General features: G+C 48.7%; 14 protein-coding genes, 1 tRNA gene and 1 pseudogene. 12 read left to right on the top strand and 4 right to left on the bottom strand.

Features of this window, described 5'->3' with window-relative positions; all coding sequences use genetic code 11:
- Positions 1-239: 239 nt before the first annotated feature.
- A complete protein-coding gene (gene sulA, locus DQM29_RS07225; RefSeq protein ID WP_111740061.1) occupies positions 240-722 on the bottom strand; it encodes an SOS-induced cell division inhibitor SulA in 483 nt (160 codons plus the stop codon).
- Between the two features lie 232 nt (positions 723-954).
- Between sulA and DQM29_RS07230 the strand changes: the two genes are divergently transcribed.
- Positions 955-1611 carry a TfoX/Sxy family DNA transformation protein gene (locus DQM29_RS07230; RefSeq protein WP_111740062.1) on the top strand — a complete coding sequence of 219 codons (657 nt, stop codon included), beginning with the start codon at positions 955-957 and terminating at the stop codon, positions 1609-1611.
- On the opposite strand, the gene yccS is transcribed toward DQM29_RS07230, so the two are convergent.
- Positions 1612-3780 (bottom strand): YccS family putative transporter, encoded by a 2169-nt coding sequence (gene yccS / locus DQM29_RS07235; protein ID WP_111740063.1) that lies wholly within the window; start codon positions 3778-3780, stop codon positions 1612-1614.
- 21 nt (positions 3781-3801) lie between these two features.
- On the bottom strand, positions 3802-4251 hold the full coding sequence (locus DQM29_RS07240; protein WP_111740064.1) for a YccF domain-containing protein: 450 nt from the start codon (positions 4249-4251) through the stop codon (positions 3802-3804).
- A 274-nt stretch (positions 4252-4525) separates the two neighbouring features.
- Between DQM29_RS07240 and helD the strand changes: the two genes are divergently transcribed.
- Positions 4526-6580 (top strand): DNA helicase IV, encoded by a 2055-nt coding sequence (gene helD / locus DQM29_RS07245; RefSeq protein WP_111740065.1) that lies wholly within the window; start codon positions 4526-4528, stop codon positions 6578-6580.
- Between the two features lie 61 nt (positions 6581-6641).
- Here helD and DQM29_RS07250 read toward each other — a convergent pair whose 3' ends face one another.
- The gene (locus DQM29_RS07250; protein ID WP_111740066.1) at positions 6642-7100 is read right to left on the bottom strand and encodes a methylglyoxal synthase; all 459 of its coding nucleotides are present in this window, start codon (positions 7098-7100) and stop codon (positions 6642-6644) included.
- A 122-nt stretch (positions 7101-7222) separates the two neighbouring features.
- Between DQM29_RS07250 and DQM29_RS07255 the strand changes: the two genes are divergently transcribed.
- The 10 genes and pseudogenes from DQM29_RS07255 to DQM29_RS18385 all read left to right on the top strand — a co-directional run bounded on the left by DQM29_RS07255 (position 7223) and on the right by DQM29_RS18385 (position 16687).
- Positions 7223-7636, top strand: coding sequence for a CoA-binding protein (locus tag DQM29_RS07255; protein ID WP_111740067.1), 414 nt, complete (start codon positions 7223-7225; stop codon positions 7634-7636).
- Positions 7637-8044: 408 nt separating this feature from the next.
- A tRNA-Ser gene (locus tag DQM29_RS07260) sits at positions 8045-8132 on the top strand.
- 811 nt (positions 8133-8943) lie between these two features.
- Entirely contained in the window at positions 8944-9501 is a 558-nt protein-coding gene (locus DQM29_RS07270; RefSeq protein ID WP_232054874.1) for a fimbrial protein, read from the top strand.
- Positions 9502-9589: 88 nt separating this feature from the next.
- Entirely contained in the window at positions 9590-10294 is a 705-nt protein-coding gene (locus tag DQM29_RS07275) for a fimbrial biogenesis chaperone (protein WP_111740069.1), read from the top strand.
- A 112-nt stretch (positions 10295-10406) separates the two neighbouring features.
- Positions 10407-12968, top strand: coding sequence for a fimbria/pilus outer membrane usher protein (locus tag DQM29_RS07280; protein ID WP_111740070.1), 2562 nt, complete (start codon positions 10407-10409; stop codon positions 12966-12968).
- A gap of 4 nt (positions 12969-12972) precedes the next feature.
- Entirely contained in the window at positions 12973-13269 is a 297-nt protein-coding gene (locus tag DQM29_RS07285) for an IS1/IS1595 family N-terminal zinc-binding domain-containing protein (RefSeq protein WP_145960344.1), read from the top strand.
- Positions 13270-13897: 628 nt separating this feature from the next.
- Positions 13898-14422, top strand: coding sequence for a fimbrial protein (locus DQM29_RS18175; RefSeq protein WP_170126504.1), 525 nt, complete (start codon positions 13898-13900; stop codon positions 14420-14422).
- 924 nt (positions 14423-15346) lie between these two features.
- Entirely contained in the window at positions 15347-15904 is a 558-nt protein-coding gene (locus DQM29_RS07295) for a fimbrial protein (RefSeq protein WP_232054875.1), read from the top strand.
- Between the two features lie 151 nt (positions 15905-16055).
- Positions 16056-16363 (top strand): annotated as a pseudogene (locus DQM29_RS18380) (fimbrial biogenesis chaperone); the annotation flags it as partial.
- A gap of 12 nt (positions 16364-16375) precedes the next feature.
- A complete protein-coding gene (locus tag DQM29_RS18385) occupies positions 16376-16687 on the top strand; it encodes a fimbrial biogenesis chaperone (RefSeq protein WP_232054951.1) in 312 nt (103 codons plus the stop codon).
- Positions 16688-16707 lie beyond the last annotated feature (20 nt).

Consider the following 16707-nt stretch of genomic DNA (forward strand, 5'->3'; position numbering starts at 1 on the left):
CCTTAGCAAATTAAAAAGGGGTTTCTTAATTAGAGGGCACTATTATCTTATGTTTCTTTCTCTAGTGCTCATTTCATTATAAGGGATGAGAGGAGCTTAGGATTAATCGGTAGACACCTTTTCCACCCCCTAAACGCAATTTGCTCACCGTTTGATTTTCTTCATAAAAAATGGGGAATCGCTGCATTTTATAAATTTAATTCGAAAACGGTGTGTTTAGTGCTCTCAATTGGCCAATATTAATGCCAGTGATTGCCAAAGATATCGTGAGAAATATTGTTACGGTATGTTGCCATCGGTTGAAGAATGAAGCAGTAGCAGTCGCCTTCTTCTGCCGCTAGATCCAAACGCTGTCTGTCTTCAACGCTTAATGCGGGCAGCCAAGCAGTGACTGAACTGAAATTTCCGCTGCGTAGGGCTTTTTCCAGAGTCTGAACGCTTTCCTGAATGGAGGCAGTACGTAGTGAAACGCTCTTTCTTTCTGATAGACCTAAACGGCTTATCCAGTGCCGATTTAAGCGGCGCTCCGGAGAAAGCCACAGTTGCCAGCGTTCTTGCTGCCCTAACTGCTGTAAAAAAGGCATTAACAGGTGGAGTGTAAAAGGGTTTTGCGGATCGTACACAATTTCGCTAACCAAGTTGACAGCCTTACTGGCGTGTGCGTTTAGCTCACGCAGAGGGGCATTTGAAGCATTATTGGCGACGATTGACGTAGTGTACATAGCAGGCTCCTTTAATCTTTACTGTATGTCCGTACAGTATTCTTATCACTAAAGAAAATCAACTATTTTCACGATATCTCGCAAATTTAATATTCTCAGCAGATTAACTCTCTATTAATTCTGAGGAAAATTTGGTAATTGTTAATAATGTAAATAATTTCTTATGATAACTAATTTGACTTAGTTGAATGATGAAACCTGGCTTTAAACCGTAAAATAGTGAAGGGATAATATGGAAAGAGATGTAATGAGGCAGTACGTCAGAGACATCATCGTGTACTTTCGTGATTTTGGCGATTTACGTTCCCAGTCGATGTTTGGTGGATATGGCATCTGTAAGGACAACGTTATGTTTGCTCTGGTCTCTGAGGGAAAATTCTATCTAAGAGCCAACAGTAAACTGGAGCAGATGTTTATTAATCAGGGAATGGCTCAGTTCGTCTACAACAAAAGAGGCATTCCTGTTTTAATGAAGTACTATCACGTTCATCAAGCGCTTTGGCAACGTGAAGACATGCTAAGGCGCTTTCTTTCTTATGCCCTTACGGCTGCGCTGGCAGACTGCAAGAATAAGAGCAGGCCAGAACAGATGCGGTTAAAAGATCTCCCCAACCTGACGTTGGCGACAGAGCGTCTGTTACGCACGGTTAATATACGAAGTATTGAAGACTTGATTAATGAAGGCGCTCTCAATACGTTTATCAAAATTAGAGAAATCAGGAAGGACGTCAAAACAGCGCTGCTGTTTTCCCTCGCAGGCGCTATTTTAGGCTGCCATGCGGCGGCGTTGCCCTGTGAGGTTCGTCAAGAGCTGATTGATGGGCTGAGTCAGCACGATGACCCTAAAGAAACAGAACTTCCCCTAGGAGCATTAAGCTACAAGCCATAGTTACTCTTTGGAGGATAAAGGCTCCGCCGGAGTTGGCGTTTTGTTAGTCACTTCATTAGCTAACGTCGTAAACTCTGGCAGGAGATTAACAATGAGAGTCAACTGTTGAGCAATAAGCTGGGCCGTATCATCATCACCTGCGCTTGCTAAGGCTATTTGTTGAGTAACACTTTCCAATGGCTGAGCCAGCACGCTTTCATCTACTTCTCGCTGTAGGGCGCTATCAATATAGCAAACGGCATCATTAAGCAGGCTAAGAATAGCCGGGCTGTCAGCTCGATTTTCCCTGTGCGCACCCAGTGCAGAGATGTAGCCAAGAAGGGTGTGGTTTAAGCAAAGAAGGCGAAAGCCTCTCTCGACTAAAACGTTATCGCGCTTCGGTTCTGCAGCCATGCCAGACACCACAGAAGCCAGCTCGGCATCGCAGTTATGAGCGTTACGGCGAACAATACGGTAATCAACGCTGTTGCTCTTGCCGCTGTGGTACTGCTCCAGTATGGCATCAAGATAGCGGCAGTTGGCGTTAACCGCTTTTTCCAACACTGTAGCGATATGGCGAAACTTCCAGTCTGGCCAAATAAAGCTAACAGCGGCCCAGGCAATAGCGCAGCCTATCAACGTATCGACAATGCGGGGAATAGCCACTTGAAAGCCTTCACCCAGCAGATTAAAGCAGAACAGAACGAGCAGAGTAATGAACATTGTCGCGTAGGCGTAGCGCACATTGCGAAAGAGAAAGAACAGTACGCCGCTAATAACGATAAGGATCAGCTGCCCTTCCTGCGACGGGACGAAATAGAGGATGGGGAGTCCTATTAAAATACCGGCCAGCGTTCCGACAACCCGCAGTGTGAGGCGGGTTTTTGTCGCGTTATAGTTGGGCTGACAGACGAACAGGCTGGTGAGCATGATCCAGTAACCGTTTTCAAGATGGGCAAACTGAATGATGGCGTATCCGACGCACAAAACGAGAGACATTCTTACCGCGTGACGAAACAGCGTTGACTGCGGAGTTAAGTGTTGAACAAAACGCGCCTTGATGTCTTTGAAGCCCGTTATTTTATCGTCAGCAAGAACGCTGTCCTGCGGCGTTTGTTCATTTGTACCGCGTTCAGCTTCAAGGCTGCTTAACTGTGCATCTATCGACTTCAGGTTATCCAACAAATGAGACAGCGAAAGCGCCAGACCATGGGGCAGTGTGCGACTAGCAGTCAGATTGCCCAGACTGGTTTCCAGATGGGAAAGCGCCTGTGTCTGATAGGTGTTATAGACATATTTTTGGTGGTAGCGAATGGCGAGCGCCAGGCTCTGGCACGATTTTGCCTGTAGCGTTAACAAGCGCTGAAAGCGAAACAGGATATCAGTATAGCGAAGGGTGTTGCTAAGCTGCTGGTACTGCGCGTGAGAAGAGCTTGCTCTTTCATGAATATCCTGAGCAATAAAGTAGTAGTGCAGCATCTGTCGCGTACTGCGTTGACCGCGGTCTCCCTTTAGGCGAGTCAACAAAGAGGCTTTGGTTTGGTTTAGCGTATTAACTAGCTCGCCGTTTACCATAGTGGTTTGAATAAGCTGGCGAGTAAAGTGCTGCTCTTCATCTGGATCAAACAGCGAAGCCTTCGCGTCAAGGTAGGCCGCCAGTTTTTCAAAACACTGAGCCAGATTGTCCTGAAGGGGGCGAATGGGAAGAATTATGTGCCCCAGCAGCGTAAGAAAGTTATACCACACAGCGCCGGTAAGCAGTAATGCAGGCTGAGTGTACCAGGATGAATACATCGATACACCGAGCATGGTGTAAATCGCAATAAGCAGGGCGCCAAAGGCAATCGTAGCGTATCGCTGACCTAATGAGCCGAGCAGAATAAATCCCGCTGTTGATAGCATCAGACCAAGGGCGAATAGCCAAGGATAGGGAAATAAAACTTCAATAGAGACGGAAGCGATAAAAAAGCACAGTAGAGTAATAATCAAGTTGCGCAGCCGCCCCGTTAACCGATCGTCTAAGTCGGTTAGCGCAGCGGCAACGACGCCCAGCGTCAGAGGGATGGTCAACAAACTGTTTCCCAGCCACCAAGGGACAAATACGGTGCCGCTAAGAGCAATAAAGATGCGTATACCGTACAGCCAGTGGCTGTTGTAAAAGTAGCGACGTAGTCCCTGCCGTGCTGTCATTGATATCAGCTCCTGAGGCCGTTATGAGCGCATTTGGCGTCTAACGCTGTCTACGCGAGCCATGCGCGCCATTTCGACGGGAACGACTCTGCGACCGACAGGCCACAGGGCGATAACGGCAATCTTGAAGTTGGCAATACCAACCGGGATACCGATGATCGTCAGGCACTGGGCAATACCTGCCGTAATGTGGCAGAGGCAGAGCCACCAGCCGAAGAAAATAAACCAGAATACGTTCAGCAGTGTTCCGCCAGCGTTTCTCACCGAGCTGCGGTCGTCAGGATTAAGCATGTCAACGTGGACGGCTTCGTTGCCAAAAGGAAACAGAGACAGCTTGGTAATTTCCCAGCAGGAGCGAGTGAGGGGCAGGGTGAAAATCAGCACCACAGTGACGACTGTCGCCAGCAGCCAGCCTAGTGTGGTAAATACACCACCAAGAACAAAGTTAAGAATATTCAATATACTGCGCATAAATGGCTCCTGAAGGCCGGTTGTCGTATTGTGCGTTAACCGCACTGTCGACGGTAAACAACATGACTAACTGTCTCTATTTCTATCGTCTCTATTTCTATCATAGTGCGGCAAAATAGATGAAGACCCGCTATGTTACGGTTTATTTTGCGTTACTCAATCGGAAAGCGTTAGATCTTCCTCTTATCATGATAAATTGTTCGTTCACGCGCGGTGCGGCGGTGAGAGCACGTCAGCGTTAAAAACATTAGCGACACAGGTCGAGCGGTAGGCGATGGAATTAAAGTCAACGGCGGTAGGGCAGCATTTAGCGCAGCATCCCTACAATAAAGTAAAAATGCTAAATGCCGGGGTGGAAGTTAGCGGCCCTCGGCACGTCATGGCCATTCCCTTTAATCAGCTTTTGGCCGTGCGCTGTAAAAGAGGGCTGGTTTGGGGAGAGTTGGAGTTCGAGCTGGCTGAAGAGAAAGTCGTTCGCCTTCATGGAACCCAGTGGCAGGAGACCCAGCATTTTTACCAGCATCTTATGTCGATATGGCAGCAGTGGGATGTCGCCATGGCGGAGATAACCGCTTCTCTGCTGTCAGCCTGCGTGCAGGCTATTCATGAACGTCAGAGCCAGCAACGCTGGTTGGCGCAAGACGATCTGGCGCAAATTCAGACAGAAATTCAAGAAACTCTGTCGTCCGTTCCTTTACCGAAAGAGAGGATCTCGTCCTTCTCTTCTTGTCAGAATGCCTATAAAGAGTGCCAACAGTGGCTGACGGGCGGTGAAGAGAAGGTGGAGAATCTTAACCAACAGTGGGTTCAACATATGTTGGAAGAGCACCGGGACTTTTTTGCCCGCGTTGAGTCACAGCCTCTCAACGCCTCACAGTGCCGTGCAACCATCAGCGGAGAACGAAATGTGCTGGTGTTAGCGAGCGCAGGCAGCGGTAAAACTTCTGTGTTGGCTGCCCGTGCCGGATGGCTGCTCTATCGGGGCATTGCTAAAGAAGATGAAATACTGCTGTTGGCCTTTGGCAAAAAAGCGGCACAGGAGATGAACGAACGTGTGCGAAGCAGGCTGTCTGCTTCTCAGATTGAAGCAAAAACTTTTCACGCTTTGGCGCTGTCAATCATCACACAATGCAGTAAGAAAGTGCCGCTCATCAGTGAATTGGAAACTGACGCGATAAAACGCAGAGCCTTTCTTTGTGCCGAATGGCGTGCCCAGTGCGCAGAGAAAAAGAGTCAGGCCGCGGGCTGGCGCAGCTGGATTTCACAGGAGCTTGCCTGGCCTGTTAACGAAGAACAGTTTTGGAACAACGACGCGCTGACTGAACGTATGGGGGCGCGTCTGGACGGCTGGCTACACCTAATGCGCGATAGTGGAGGCAGCCAAGCGGAAATGATAGCTTTAGCGCCGGAAGCGCTTAAAGGGGATTTCCAGAAAAAGATCCGCCTGCTGGCTCCGCTGTTAAAAGCCTGGAAAAAGGCGCTGAAAGAAGAAGGGGCGGTGGATTTTCCCGGTCTGCTGCATCAGGCCATTAACCTGATTGAAAAGGGCAAGTTTGTTAGCCCTTGGCGCCATATTCTGGTCGATGAATTTCAGGATATTTCACCGCTGCGCGCCGCGCTGATAAAGGCGTTAAGGCAGAAGAACCCTGACATCAGTCTGTTTGCCGTCGGTGACGACTGGCAGTCTATTTATCGTTTTAGCGGCGCTTCACCCTCATTAACCACCCGGTTTAATGACATTTTTGGCGCAGGAGAGCGGTGCGCGTTAACGACGACCTATCGCTTTGGGCAAGAGACAGCAGAAATCGCCGGTGATTACGTCCAGCAAAACCCAGCACAGATAAAGCGCCGGGTTCAGAGTGCGGTTGAAGGGGAGAAAAACCCTATCATTATTCTTCCTGAACAGCAGTTAGAGGGATTGCTCAATAAGCTGAGCGGTTACGCTTTGCCGGATGAGTCGATTCTGGTGCTGGGGCGCTACCATTACACCCGACCAGAGATCTTGAATAAAGCTTCAACCCGCTGGCCAACGCTGAACATTGAGTATTCAACGATTCACGCCAGCAAAGGGCGGCAGGCTGACTATGTTATTGTTGCCGGGCTTAAAAGCGGCCCTGATGGCTTTCCCGCTGAGGAAGACGAAGGGATCGTTGAGCGTGTTCTCTTACCTCAGGTAGAGGCATTTCCTGATGCTCAGGAGCGTCGACTGCTTTACGTGGCTTTAACGCGCGCGCGCTGTAAAACCTGGCTGCTTCAAGACGTGGACGCACCGTCTGTATTTGTTAAACAGCTGGTTAATATAGGGGCTTCGGTAAAGCGTAAGCCTTAGAGAAATGAAGAAGTAAAAGCCCGGTGAAAACCGGGCTTCTTTATCTGTCTGCAAGAGGTAATTACTTCAGCCTATCCTGAAGGTAGCGCTGATAGTCGGGAATCGCGATCTCTATTTCTTTTTCGAACAGGCCTGATGACATCAGCATGTCTGCCGTGGCGCGGTTGGTGGCAACAGGAATGTTCCAAACGGTTGCCAGCCGCAGAAGCGCCTTTACGTCAGGATCGTGAGGAACAGCGTTTAGCGGATCCCAAAAGAAAATCAGAACGTCAATTTTGCCTTCGGAAATGAGGGCGCCTATTTGCTGGTCACCGCCCATTGGGCCGCTGAGCATACTGTGTACGGCAATGCCGGTTGCACGCTGAATCATATTGCCGGTGGTGCCTGTTGCAAACAGCCTGTGCTTGGCCAGTGTGTCTGTGTTGTCCTCTGCCCACTTGAGTAAAAATGCTTTACAGTGGTCGTGGGCGACCAGCGCTACGTTCTTTTGAACCGGAATGGTTCGCGTCGTCAGTTGCATAGTGGCTAAAATTCCTTGAGAAAATAGACTATAGGTAGATTACTGAAACTGCGTTTCAGAAAAAAGCGATAAAATGGAAAATGCCTATTTTATTCTTACAGATGAGATCTAAAGGGGGAAACATGGTCGACAGTGAAATAGTCTCCATTCTACAGACAGTAAAAACAATCGCGCTGGTGGGAGCCAGTGACAATCCTGAGCGGCCAAGCCACGAGGTGATGGCGTTTTTACAAGGGCAAGGATACCGAGTGATCCCCGTTAGCCCCAAACTGGCAGGGCAAGCGCTTCTGGGGGAAAAAGTGTATGCCGAACTGAAAGACATCCCTGAACCTGTCGATATGGTTGACGTTTTTCGCAATGCCGATGCGGCATACGGTGTTGCCCAAGAGGCTATTGCTATCGGAGCGAAGGTGCTTTGGATGCAAATAGGCGTCGTTAATACTGAGGCAGAAGCGCTAGCACTCAAGGCTGGTCTGACAGTTGTTATGGATCTCTGCCCCAAAAAGGAAATAAAAAGGCTGGGAATACAGAAGTAAGGTAAAGCAAAGAGGCGTTAAAAGAGGGGCATTTTCTCTCTACTCTATAGATGAAAGGCAGAGAGTCGCCCTTAGCCCTATATATTCTTTATGGCTTAAGGTTTCTTTAAGAAACGGGTAGATATACTTCCTGTATCGCTGATACGTAATAGGGGAAGTGTTGTGACGCTTGTCAAAGATCTCACTGTCTTTACGGCTTTTTGCTTACTTTTTTATATCGTCGCCGAAGGGATGAACTGGATAAGGTAGACGGCCCTGTTTCACGACTGATGCGCTAACAATAAGCGTACCGTGGCTAGAAATGCGGCAAAAAGCAGTATTTTGCTGTTTTTTCAGCCGAACAGACGAGATTGCTGAATTATCTACTTTACAAGCGACCTCAAGCTGTTTTATATTTCACGCCGTTACGGAGGAGTGGCCGAGCGGCTGAAGGCAACGGTCTTGAAAACCGTCGATGGGCGACTATCCGTGAGTTCGAATCTCACCTCCTCCGCCAAATTTTAAACGGGTCAGCGAAAGCTGGCCCGTTTTGCTTTGTGTCTTTCTCTGCTGCGCTGAACTAACGAATAGCGCACTCTTATCGTTTTGTTTTTCTTTGCAGTCCCTAGTGAGGTTCCGTAAGGCAGAAGCGGCCTTTTTGACCTCAGAATACATAAGCCTTGGATACTGTACTTCTCTCTATTTCCATCAACCCAGCGACAGCACACTCCGACCCCAACTAATTCACCGAGTAACTATTAGCAACGCTTTAATATTAATTTTTAAAGATGTTCCTACAGTATAAGTAGTACCTTATTAAACGGTGGTTAATAAAAAATATTTCACCATCATTTAATCAAAAATTCACTGAATTTTTAGATTGAGTAATGACTCTATTGTCGATCATAAAATCTTGTTTTTCTATAAAAACACTTTAAGAGTGTCGATATTTTTTAAATTTCAGAACTAAATTCATGAAATTTATGGTTTATCAATATATTGTAAAGTTGACTTTTAAGTCTAATTTTTATTCAATTAACAGATCAAGTATCTAAATAATATTATTTGTTTAGTATTTTAGATCGTTTACACGATTTTTTTGATGTGATAGCTTATCGATACTTTACGGATGGTAACTGTCTTTTTGTGTGTTTTTTTGAAATTTAAAAAAACAAAGACACGCTTTAAGTTTTAATTTTTAACTTTCTTGGTCTCCGGCCTTATTAGGCTGGGGCTTGATGGTGAAGTACAGGAAGTACTCTTCCTTCCTTATTTCATGGAGTGTGACAGAAGAGAAGTGAAATATTTTATCAAAAAATGGAGTTTTTATGAAACTGAAGAACGTTGTTTTATCCGCAGCTATCGTTGCCGCTTTCGGCGCTGCTACCGCTCAGGCTGCTTCTAACGGCACCGTTAACTTTACTGGTGAAGTTATTGATAAAACCTGTGATATCACCATCGACGGCGCTGCTAGCCCTGCAACGGTGATTCTGGCTGCCGTTGACAAGAGCCAGCTGGCTGTTGCTGGCGCCACCGCTAAGCGTACTGGTTTTAACATCGAATTGAAAAACTGTTCCGGCGGCGCAACTGTCAGCAAAGCTGCGGCGTTCTTTGAAAACGGTTCTACGGTTGATGCTATCGGCTATCGCCTGAACAACACTGCTGCTGCCGGTACGGCGGCGACTCAAGTCCAGCTGCAACTGGTTGATGCTGCAACGGGTAACCCGATCAAGGTGGGTAGCCCGACTCAGCACACTGCTACAACGACCTACGATCTGAGCTCCGGCTCTGCCACGCTGCCGTACGCGGTTGAGTACTACGCAACGGGCGCAGCAACGCCTGGTCTGGTTGCCAGCTCCGTCAACTTCACTGTCAACTACTTCTAATCGTTGCCTGTATCTGGCGAACAGTATGTATTGATGTGCGTAACAGGGGGCGGGCTCACCCGCTCCCTGATTCAGGGAGGATCTTTCGATGAATAACCGTACCGTCTATCGCAGCGCCGCAGCGCTCGCTTTATCTTTCATCCTGACAACGCCCGCGCTAGCAGGGATTGTCATTACCGGCACACGCGTTATCTACCCTGCCGGTGAGCGCGAAGTGACGGTGAAAATCGATAACCGCGGTGACAAGCCGGTACTGGCTCAGAGCTGGGTGGACGACGGTGATGCCGACGCTACGCCGGAAACCGCCAAAGCGCCGTTTACAGTCACGCCGCCTATCAATCGAGTGAATGCGGATAAAGGGCAGACTCTGCGGGTGAGGTTCACCGGAGAACCGCTGCCGACAGACAAAGAGTCGGTATTCTGGCTCAGCGTGCTGGAGATCCCGCCGCTGAATAAGGAAAAGCAGAGCCAGCTGCAGATGGCGTTTCGTTCACGCATCAAGATTTTTTACCGACCTTCAGGCCTTCCGGGGGACGCAAACCTGGCCGGTCAGTCTGTTACATGGAAGAGAGTGAAGGGCGGGATAGAGGGGACTAATCCGACGCCGTACCACGTATCTCTGGCCAATATCGCTGAAGATCCGGCAGGCAAAAAGGCTATCGGTGACGGTGGCATGATTGCCCCAGGAGGAAAAGCGTTTTTCCCACTGAAGAAGAGTCTGTCCACTATTTACCCGTCTTACATCAACGATTATGGCGGCATTAAGCCAACTCCACAGCCAGTTGCGCCCTGAACAGGGGACTCAATGACGCTGTCGCCCGCATGCGTGGCGTCAATGAAGAATTGAATCAAAGAAGCATATTCATACTGCTGTATATCGGTATTTTTAGGTGAAGGGAATTCACATGTTATCTTTTAACCGTTCACTGTCGCCGCTGGCTGCCGCTGTTCTGTTCGCTCTCTCTGGTTGGGCTGCAGCGGAAGAGGTGGACGACAGCATAGAATTTAATCCCCATTTTATGAGCCCAGACAGTCAGCGGCGCATTGACCTGACTCGCTATAATCAGGATCTGGCGCCTGCCGGGACTCATAGCGCTGAGCTTATCGTCAACGGTCGCCGAATTGGCCGAGATGCGGTGCATATTCAGGATCAAACCGTAGACGGCCAGCGCATCCCCAAAGTGGACATATGTATTAAGCCAGTCACTCTGGTCACGCTAGATATTAATGTCGAACAGCTAGCGCCTGACGCACAAAAAATGATTGCTGATGCCAAAGGGCAAGAAGATGAATGTTTGGCTCTCAATAAGCTGCTGCCGGAGGGCAGTGTTGCGTTTGACGCCAACGAACAATCTCTTAACCTGACTCTGCCAGAACTGTATATCGTTCAGCGGCCGCGCGGCTATGTCAATCCGGAACAGTGGGATACCGGCATCACCGCAGCAACGCTGGGCTATAACCTGAGCGCCAGCCGTACCACCTACAGTGGTAAAGATTACGACACTATATACGGCAACCTCAACAGCGGTTTCAATCTGAAAGGCTGGTATTTCCGCCACAACGGCGTCTATACCAAAGTGACTGACAGCAGCAGTGACTACAACAATATTAATACTTACCTACAGCGAGATATTCCCGCTATTCAGGGACGGCTGCTGGCAGGAGATGCCAACACCAAGGGCGAACTGTTCGACACCCTGTCGTTTCGCGGTGCGCAAATTGCCAATGAGGAGCAAATGCTGCCCAACTCGGTGAGAGGCTATGCACCTATTGTTCGCGGAACGGCGCGTACGGCAGCTAAAGTGATTATCCGTCAGAGCGGTAATGTGATTTACGAGCGAACTGTCGCGCCGGGGCCGTTTGAAATCACCGATCTGTATCCCACAGGCTACGGCGGCAATCTGGACGTCTCTATCGAAGAGGCGGACGGTTCACAGCAAAATTTCCAAATCCCTTACGCGTCCACCAGTAACCTGTTGCGACCGGGGACTCACCACTACAGCCTGACCTACGGCAAGCTGCGATCAACTCAGTTAAGAAGTGAACCGATACTGTTAGAAGGCACCTACCGTCGAGGCATCAATAACAGCCTGACGCTTTATAGCGGCCTGCAGGGCAACAGCAGCTATCAGGCTCTTCAGGGTGGTGCGTCTATTGGTACATCAATCGGCGCTTTCTCTCTGGACGTCACTCACGCGAAAACCAAATTGGGAGACGCCTGGGGTATCGATCAGGGCAATCTATCAGGGCAAAGCTATCAGCTTAAGTACAGCCAAATTCTTGAAAGCACCGGCAGTAACCTGTCTGTAGCGGCTTACCGTTTTTCTACTGACGGCTATATGGACTTCCTGACCGGGATGTCGACCCGGGAGTCGGTATCTGAGGGCTATGACAAAAATCTAGTCAGACGCGCAAAGAACCGTTTGATGGTCAGCGCTTCACAGCCCCTGCCGGAAGGCTGGGGACAGTTCTATGCCAGTGCCTGGCAGCAGGCGTACTGGAACCACGATCGCACCGATCGTCAGTATCAGTTCGGCTACAACAATAGCTTTAGAAGAGTGAATTACAGCCTAAGCGTTAACCGCAATCAGGATCAGTTCGGCAAGTTTCAGAATACCTACATGCTCAATCTGGTGCTGCCACTAGACGGCCTGCTTGGCTTTAGTCAGGTGGGAACCACTGTCACTCGGGGGCCGGGGAATACCATGAATGAACAGCTGTTTGCTTCAGGGACGTCCGGAGATGAGCGGCAATACAGCTACAACGTGACGGCAGGCCACAACAGCAATGGCGGTAAAGGACGCGGCAACGGCTCCAGTCTGGTAGCCAACGGCTCTATGCGAACACCGTACACCACACTCAGCGCGCTAGCGGGAACGGGGAAAGGCTATGAGACCTACTCGGCAGGGATGAGTGGGGCGATGGTTGCTCATTCAGGTGGTTTGACCCTGTCACCGTACAGCGGTGACACCTATGCACTGGTGGAAGCGAAAGGGGCGAAGGGCGCCAAGATGGTGAGCTATCCCGGCATTAAGGTCGACGGTTTTGGCTATGCGCTGGTGCCGTATCTAACGGCCTACCAGCTTAACGAGGTGGAGATTAGCCCTAAAGGGCTATCGAACAACGTTGAATTGAACCTGACCAGTCAGAAAGTTGCGCCGTACAGCGGTGCGGTGGTGAAGCTGAAGTATGACACCACCGTTGGCTATCCGGCGTTGATTCACGCGCCAATGGCTAACGGCCAAGCGCTGCCGTTTGGTGCAGAAGTGTTTGATGAACAGGGGTTACATGTTGGCGTTGTCGGTCAAGGCGGTCGGGTATTTGCTCGCGTACCAACGACAGAAGGTGTTCTGAAGGTGGTTTGGGGAGAGGCGACGGATCAGCAGTGCCGAGTGCGCTATATGCTGCCCGCAAATGCGGATCTGGAGAAAGATTCTGCTATCAAGTTCAACTCGGTATGTGAGTAACAGCATGATAAAGACACTACCGCCAAAGTGCCCGTTTTGTGATAAGCGGGAACAGGTGAAGAAACACGGCTCGGGAAGCGCCGGTCTGCAGCGCTACCGCTGCCTTGATTGCCACAAGACGTTTCAATCGCACTACTACTACCGTGCAAACAGTCCTTTTATTGATGAGCAAATTGCGCGGCTTTCTAAAGAGGGGTGGAGCGCGAAGCAAATCGGTGACTATTTAAGAGTCAGTCTGCCGACGGTGAACAAGCGTCTCCATAAGCTGCAGGGAAAGGAGCATCAGAATGAACCCGCATAGGGAGAGAAATATTGTGTGCAGCACTATTCTGTACATATTGAGACTAGGAACAATAGCGATTTTTGCGACATTTCCTCTAGTGAAGGCTCATGCAGTGGTTACCTGTGGACCTTATGAAGGGTATAGCCGGAACGCGACAGTTCCCATTATTGGTAACGGAGTTATAACTTCGGGAGACGAGCTACCGATTGGTAGCGTGCTTTATACTCAAGCCTATCGACCCGTGAGTGGATTTTACGGTTGGAGATGCAACTATAGCAGTACGGATTTACCGGTAACAGTCAAACCGTATTTGAAAGGTGCGGCAATCAGTATGCCGTTGGGTGCACCGACTACATCTGGGAACAAAAGCGTTTTCCCGACAAACGTACCTGGTATTGGTTTTTATGTGTTCACCAACCTAGCCGGGGGATCGCTGCAGTATCCCTTTTATACGGTTGATTTGGAAAGAGTGATTGAAAGCGGATCGGGACACGGTAGCGGAAAAGGGGTACATACTACTACTATATACCTGATAAAAACGGGGCCGATTCCGTCTTCGGCACAGATTCAGGCGGCTTTGTTTCCCACATTTCAGTATTCCTACGGCATCACTGAGCCTGCGCCTTTTGAGGAGAATTTCCTTACTGTGAATTTTTCCGGGGTGATTAACGTTGTTAGCCGCAGCTGTCAGGTGGATGATGTGGATGTTGATTTGGGAAGCCACCAGCTCACTTCATTTACCGGTATTGGTACAGTGACAAACTGGAAGGATTTCAACATTACGCTAAGAAACTGCCCACCGTTTCACGGCTATTACGCGACGAGAGACTCTTTGGTCTATTCGGAAACCAGCGGCGTTGTGACCAATAATGCGCCGACGAGTAACCGTATTGATATGGCTTTTAGAGGCGCTAACGGATACAGGTCTTCTAATATGGCCTACCTGAATGCGGGCAGCGATCAGGCTAAGGGAATAGGTCTACAGATGACCGACGCAAGTGAGAACTTAATTCTGTTTAATGGCACAACCTACGATCCAGCTCTAGCCTTGACCAAGGTTGACGGAGCCTCTTACGTGATCCCACTAAAGGCGCGCTACTATCAGTACTCTTCCACTGTGACGGCCGGTAAAGCCAACGCCTCGGTGACATTTACGATTAACTATTATTAGATGAGCAACGCGTCTGGCTAAAGCTTCTAGGGAGAAAAAACGGATAGTAATTCATGCAGAGTATCTTACTGTATAGCAGGTTCCCCCTTCAGTCTGGGGGAAACAGAGAAAGTCTCCCTTTGATTTGCTATAAGAACGTTTGATATCCTGCTTTAGTGCACTCATAAAAAGCCGCCATCTTTCAAAGATGACGGCTTTTTTATGTTTGAAAAACAATGTGTTAAGCGGCCATTCTGGCAAAGCTATTTCCCCGTTTGGTACCTTAAAAAGGCCGCTACTAGGGCTTTGTTTGTAAATGGAATAGTTATTTACGGTACTATTGCAACGCTTTGAGGTAATCTTTTGGGAAAATTTTTAATGAAGCAATTAACTGTCTATTTTAATTAATGGTTATGTAGTTTTACGTTGAAATAAAAAATATTTTCAGCTCAAAAATTCACCTCCAAGCGGTAATGGTTCAATCTTCTTTAGCGTCTTTTTATCGATCATAAAGTCTGACTTTATGATCAAAATTGATTGGCTGAATCGTTAATTTTTTTATGATCAGAATTAAATACATTAAAATTTAATTAATTCGCTATATTATGAATTTGGTTTTTAGGGCTATTTTTTATACAAAATTTAGTCTATATTCCTGATTGATTATGAATGATTGGAGTTTTAGATCGTTTGCATGGGGTTTTAGCTGTGATAATTTTACGTCACTTTCTGTTAAACAACCGTTTTAAAGTCTGATTTTAAAATTAAAAAAACAAAAAAATAAAATAAAAACTTTTTTAAATTATTTTTAATTGAAATGATTTCAGCATTCAGTACATGTGATTGAGTGCTCAAGTATGAAGTACAGGAAGTACTCTTCCTTCCTTATTTCATGGAGTTCGAAAGAAGAGGATTGAAATACTTTTATCAAAAAATGGAGTTTTTATGAAACTGAAGAACGTTGTTTTATCCGCAGCTATCGTTGCCGCTTTCGGCGCCGCTACCGCTCAGGCCGCTTCTAACGGCACTGTTAACTTCACCGGTGAAGTTATCGACAAAACTTGTGACGTTACCATCGATGGTGCCGCTAGCCCGGTAACTGTCGTTCTGGCTGCTGTTGACAAGAGCCAGCTGGCTACTGCCGGTTCTACTGCCAAGCGTACCAGCTTCAACATTGAGCTGACCAACTGCTCTGGCGGCGCGACCGTTAGTGAAGCTGCTGCGTTCTTTGAAAACGGCGCAACGGTTGATGCTATCGGCTATCGCCTGAACAACACCCTCAACGACGGTACTGAAGCTTCTAACGTCCAGCTGCAACTGGTTGATGCCGCTACAGGCAACGCCATCAAAGTCGGTAGCCCGGATCAAAGCACTACTACGACTACCTACGATCTGAGCTCTGGCGCAGCCACTCTGCCGTACGCGGTTGAGTACTACGCAACCGGCGCCGCTACCCCAGGTCTGGTTGCCAGCTCCGTCAACTTCACCATCAACTACTTCTAATCGTCGCTTTCATTTGACGATTAAGCATTGATGAGCGTTACAGAGGGCGGGCCTGCCCGCCCTCTGATTCAGGGAGGATCTTTCGATGAATAACCGTACCGTTCGCAGCCTGACAGCGCTGCTGCTTTCTTTTGTTCTGACCGCACCGGCGATGGCCGGGATCGTGATCACCGGGACTCGGGTTATTTACCCCGCCGGCGAGCGCGAAGTGACGGTGAAAATCGATAACCGCGGCGACAAGCCGGTGCTGGCGCAAAGCTGGGTGGACGATGGTGATGCCAACGCCACGCCGGAAACCGCTAAAGCGCCGTTTACTATCACGCCGCCATTAATCGGGTCAACGCGGGCAAGGGACAAACTCTGCGCCTGATGTATACCGGAGAACCGCTGCCGACCGATAAAGAATCAGTGTTCTGGCTAAGCGTGCTGGAAATTCCACCGCTGAACAAGGAAAAGCAGAGCCAGCTGCAAATGGCGTTTCGTTCACGCATCAAGATTTTTTACCGTCCTTCAGGGCTGGCAGGAAATGCCAATCTGGCGGGCCAATCTATTACCTGGAAGAAGGTAAAGGGCGGTGTAGAAGGGACTAACCCGACGCCTTACTACGTGTCATTAGCCAATATTGCTGAAGATCCAGCGGGTAAGAGCTCTATCGGTGACGGCGGCATGATTGCTCCAGGCGGTAAAACCTTTTTCCCATTGAAGAAAAGTCCGTCGACCATTTATCCGTCCTACATCAACGACTACGGTGGAATTAAGCCAACACCGCAGCCGGTGAACTAAATAGATGATAGAGATTGGCG

It is taken from the genome of Leminorella richardii, from assembly GCF_900478135.1.
In the GTDB taxonomy this organism is placed as follows: domain Bacteria; phylum Pseudomonadota; class Gammaproteobacteria; order Enterobacterales; family Enterobacteriaceae; genus Leminorella; species Leminorella richardii.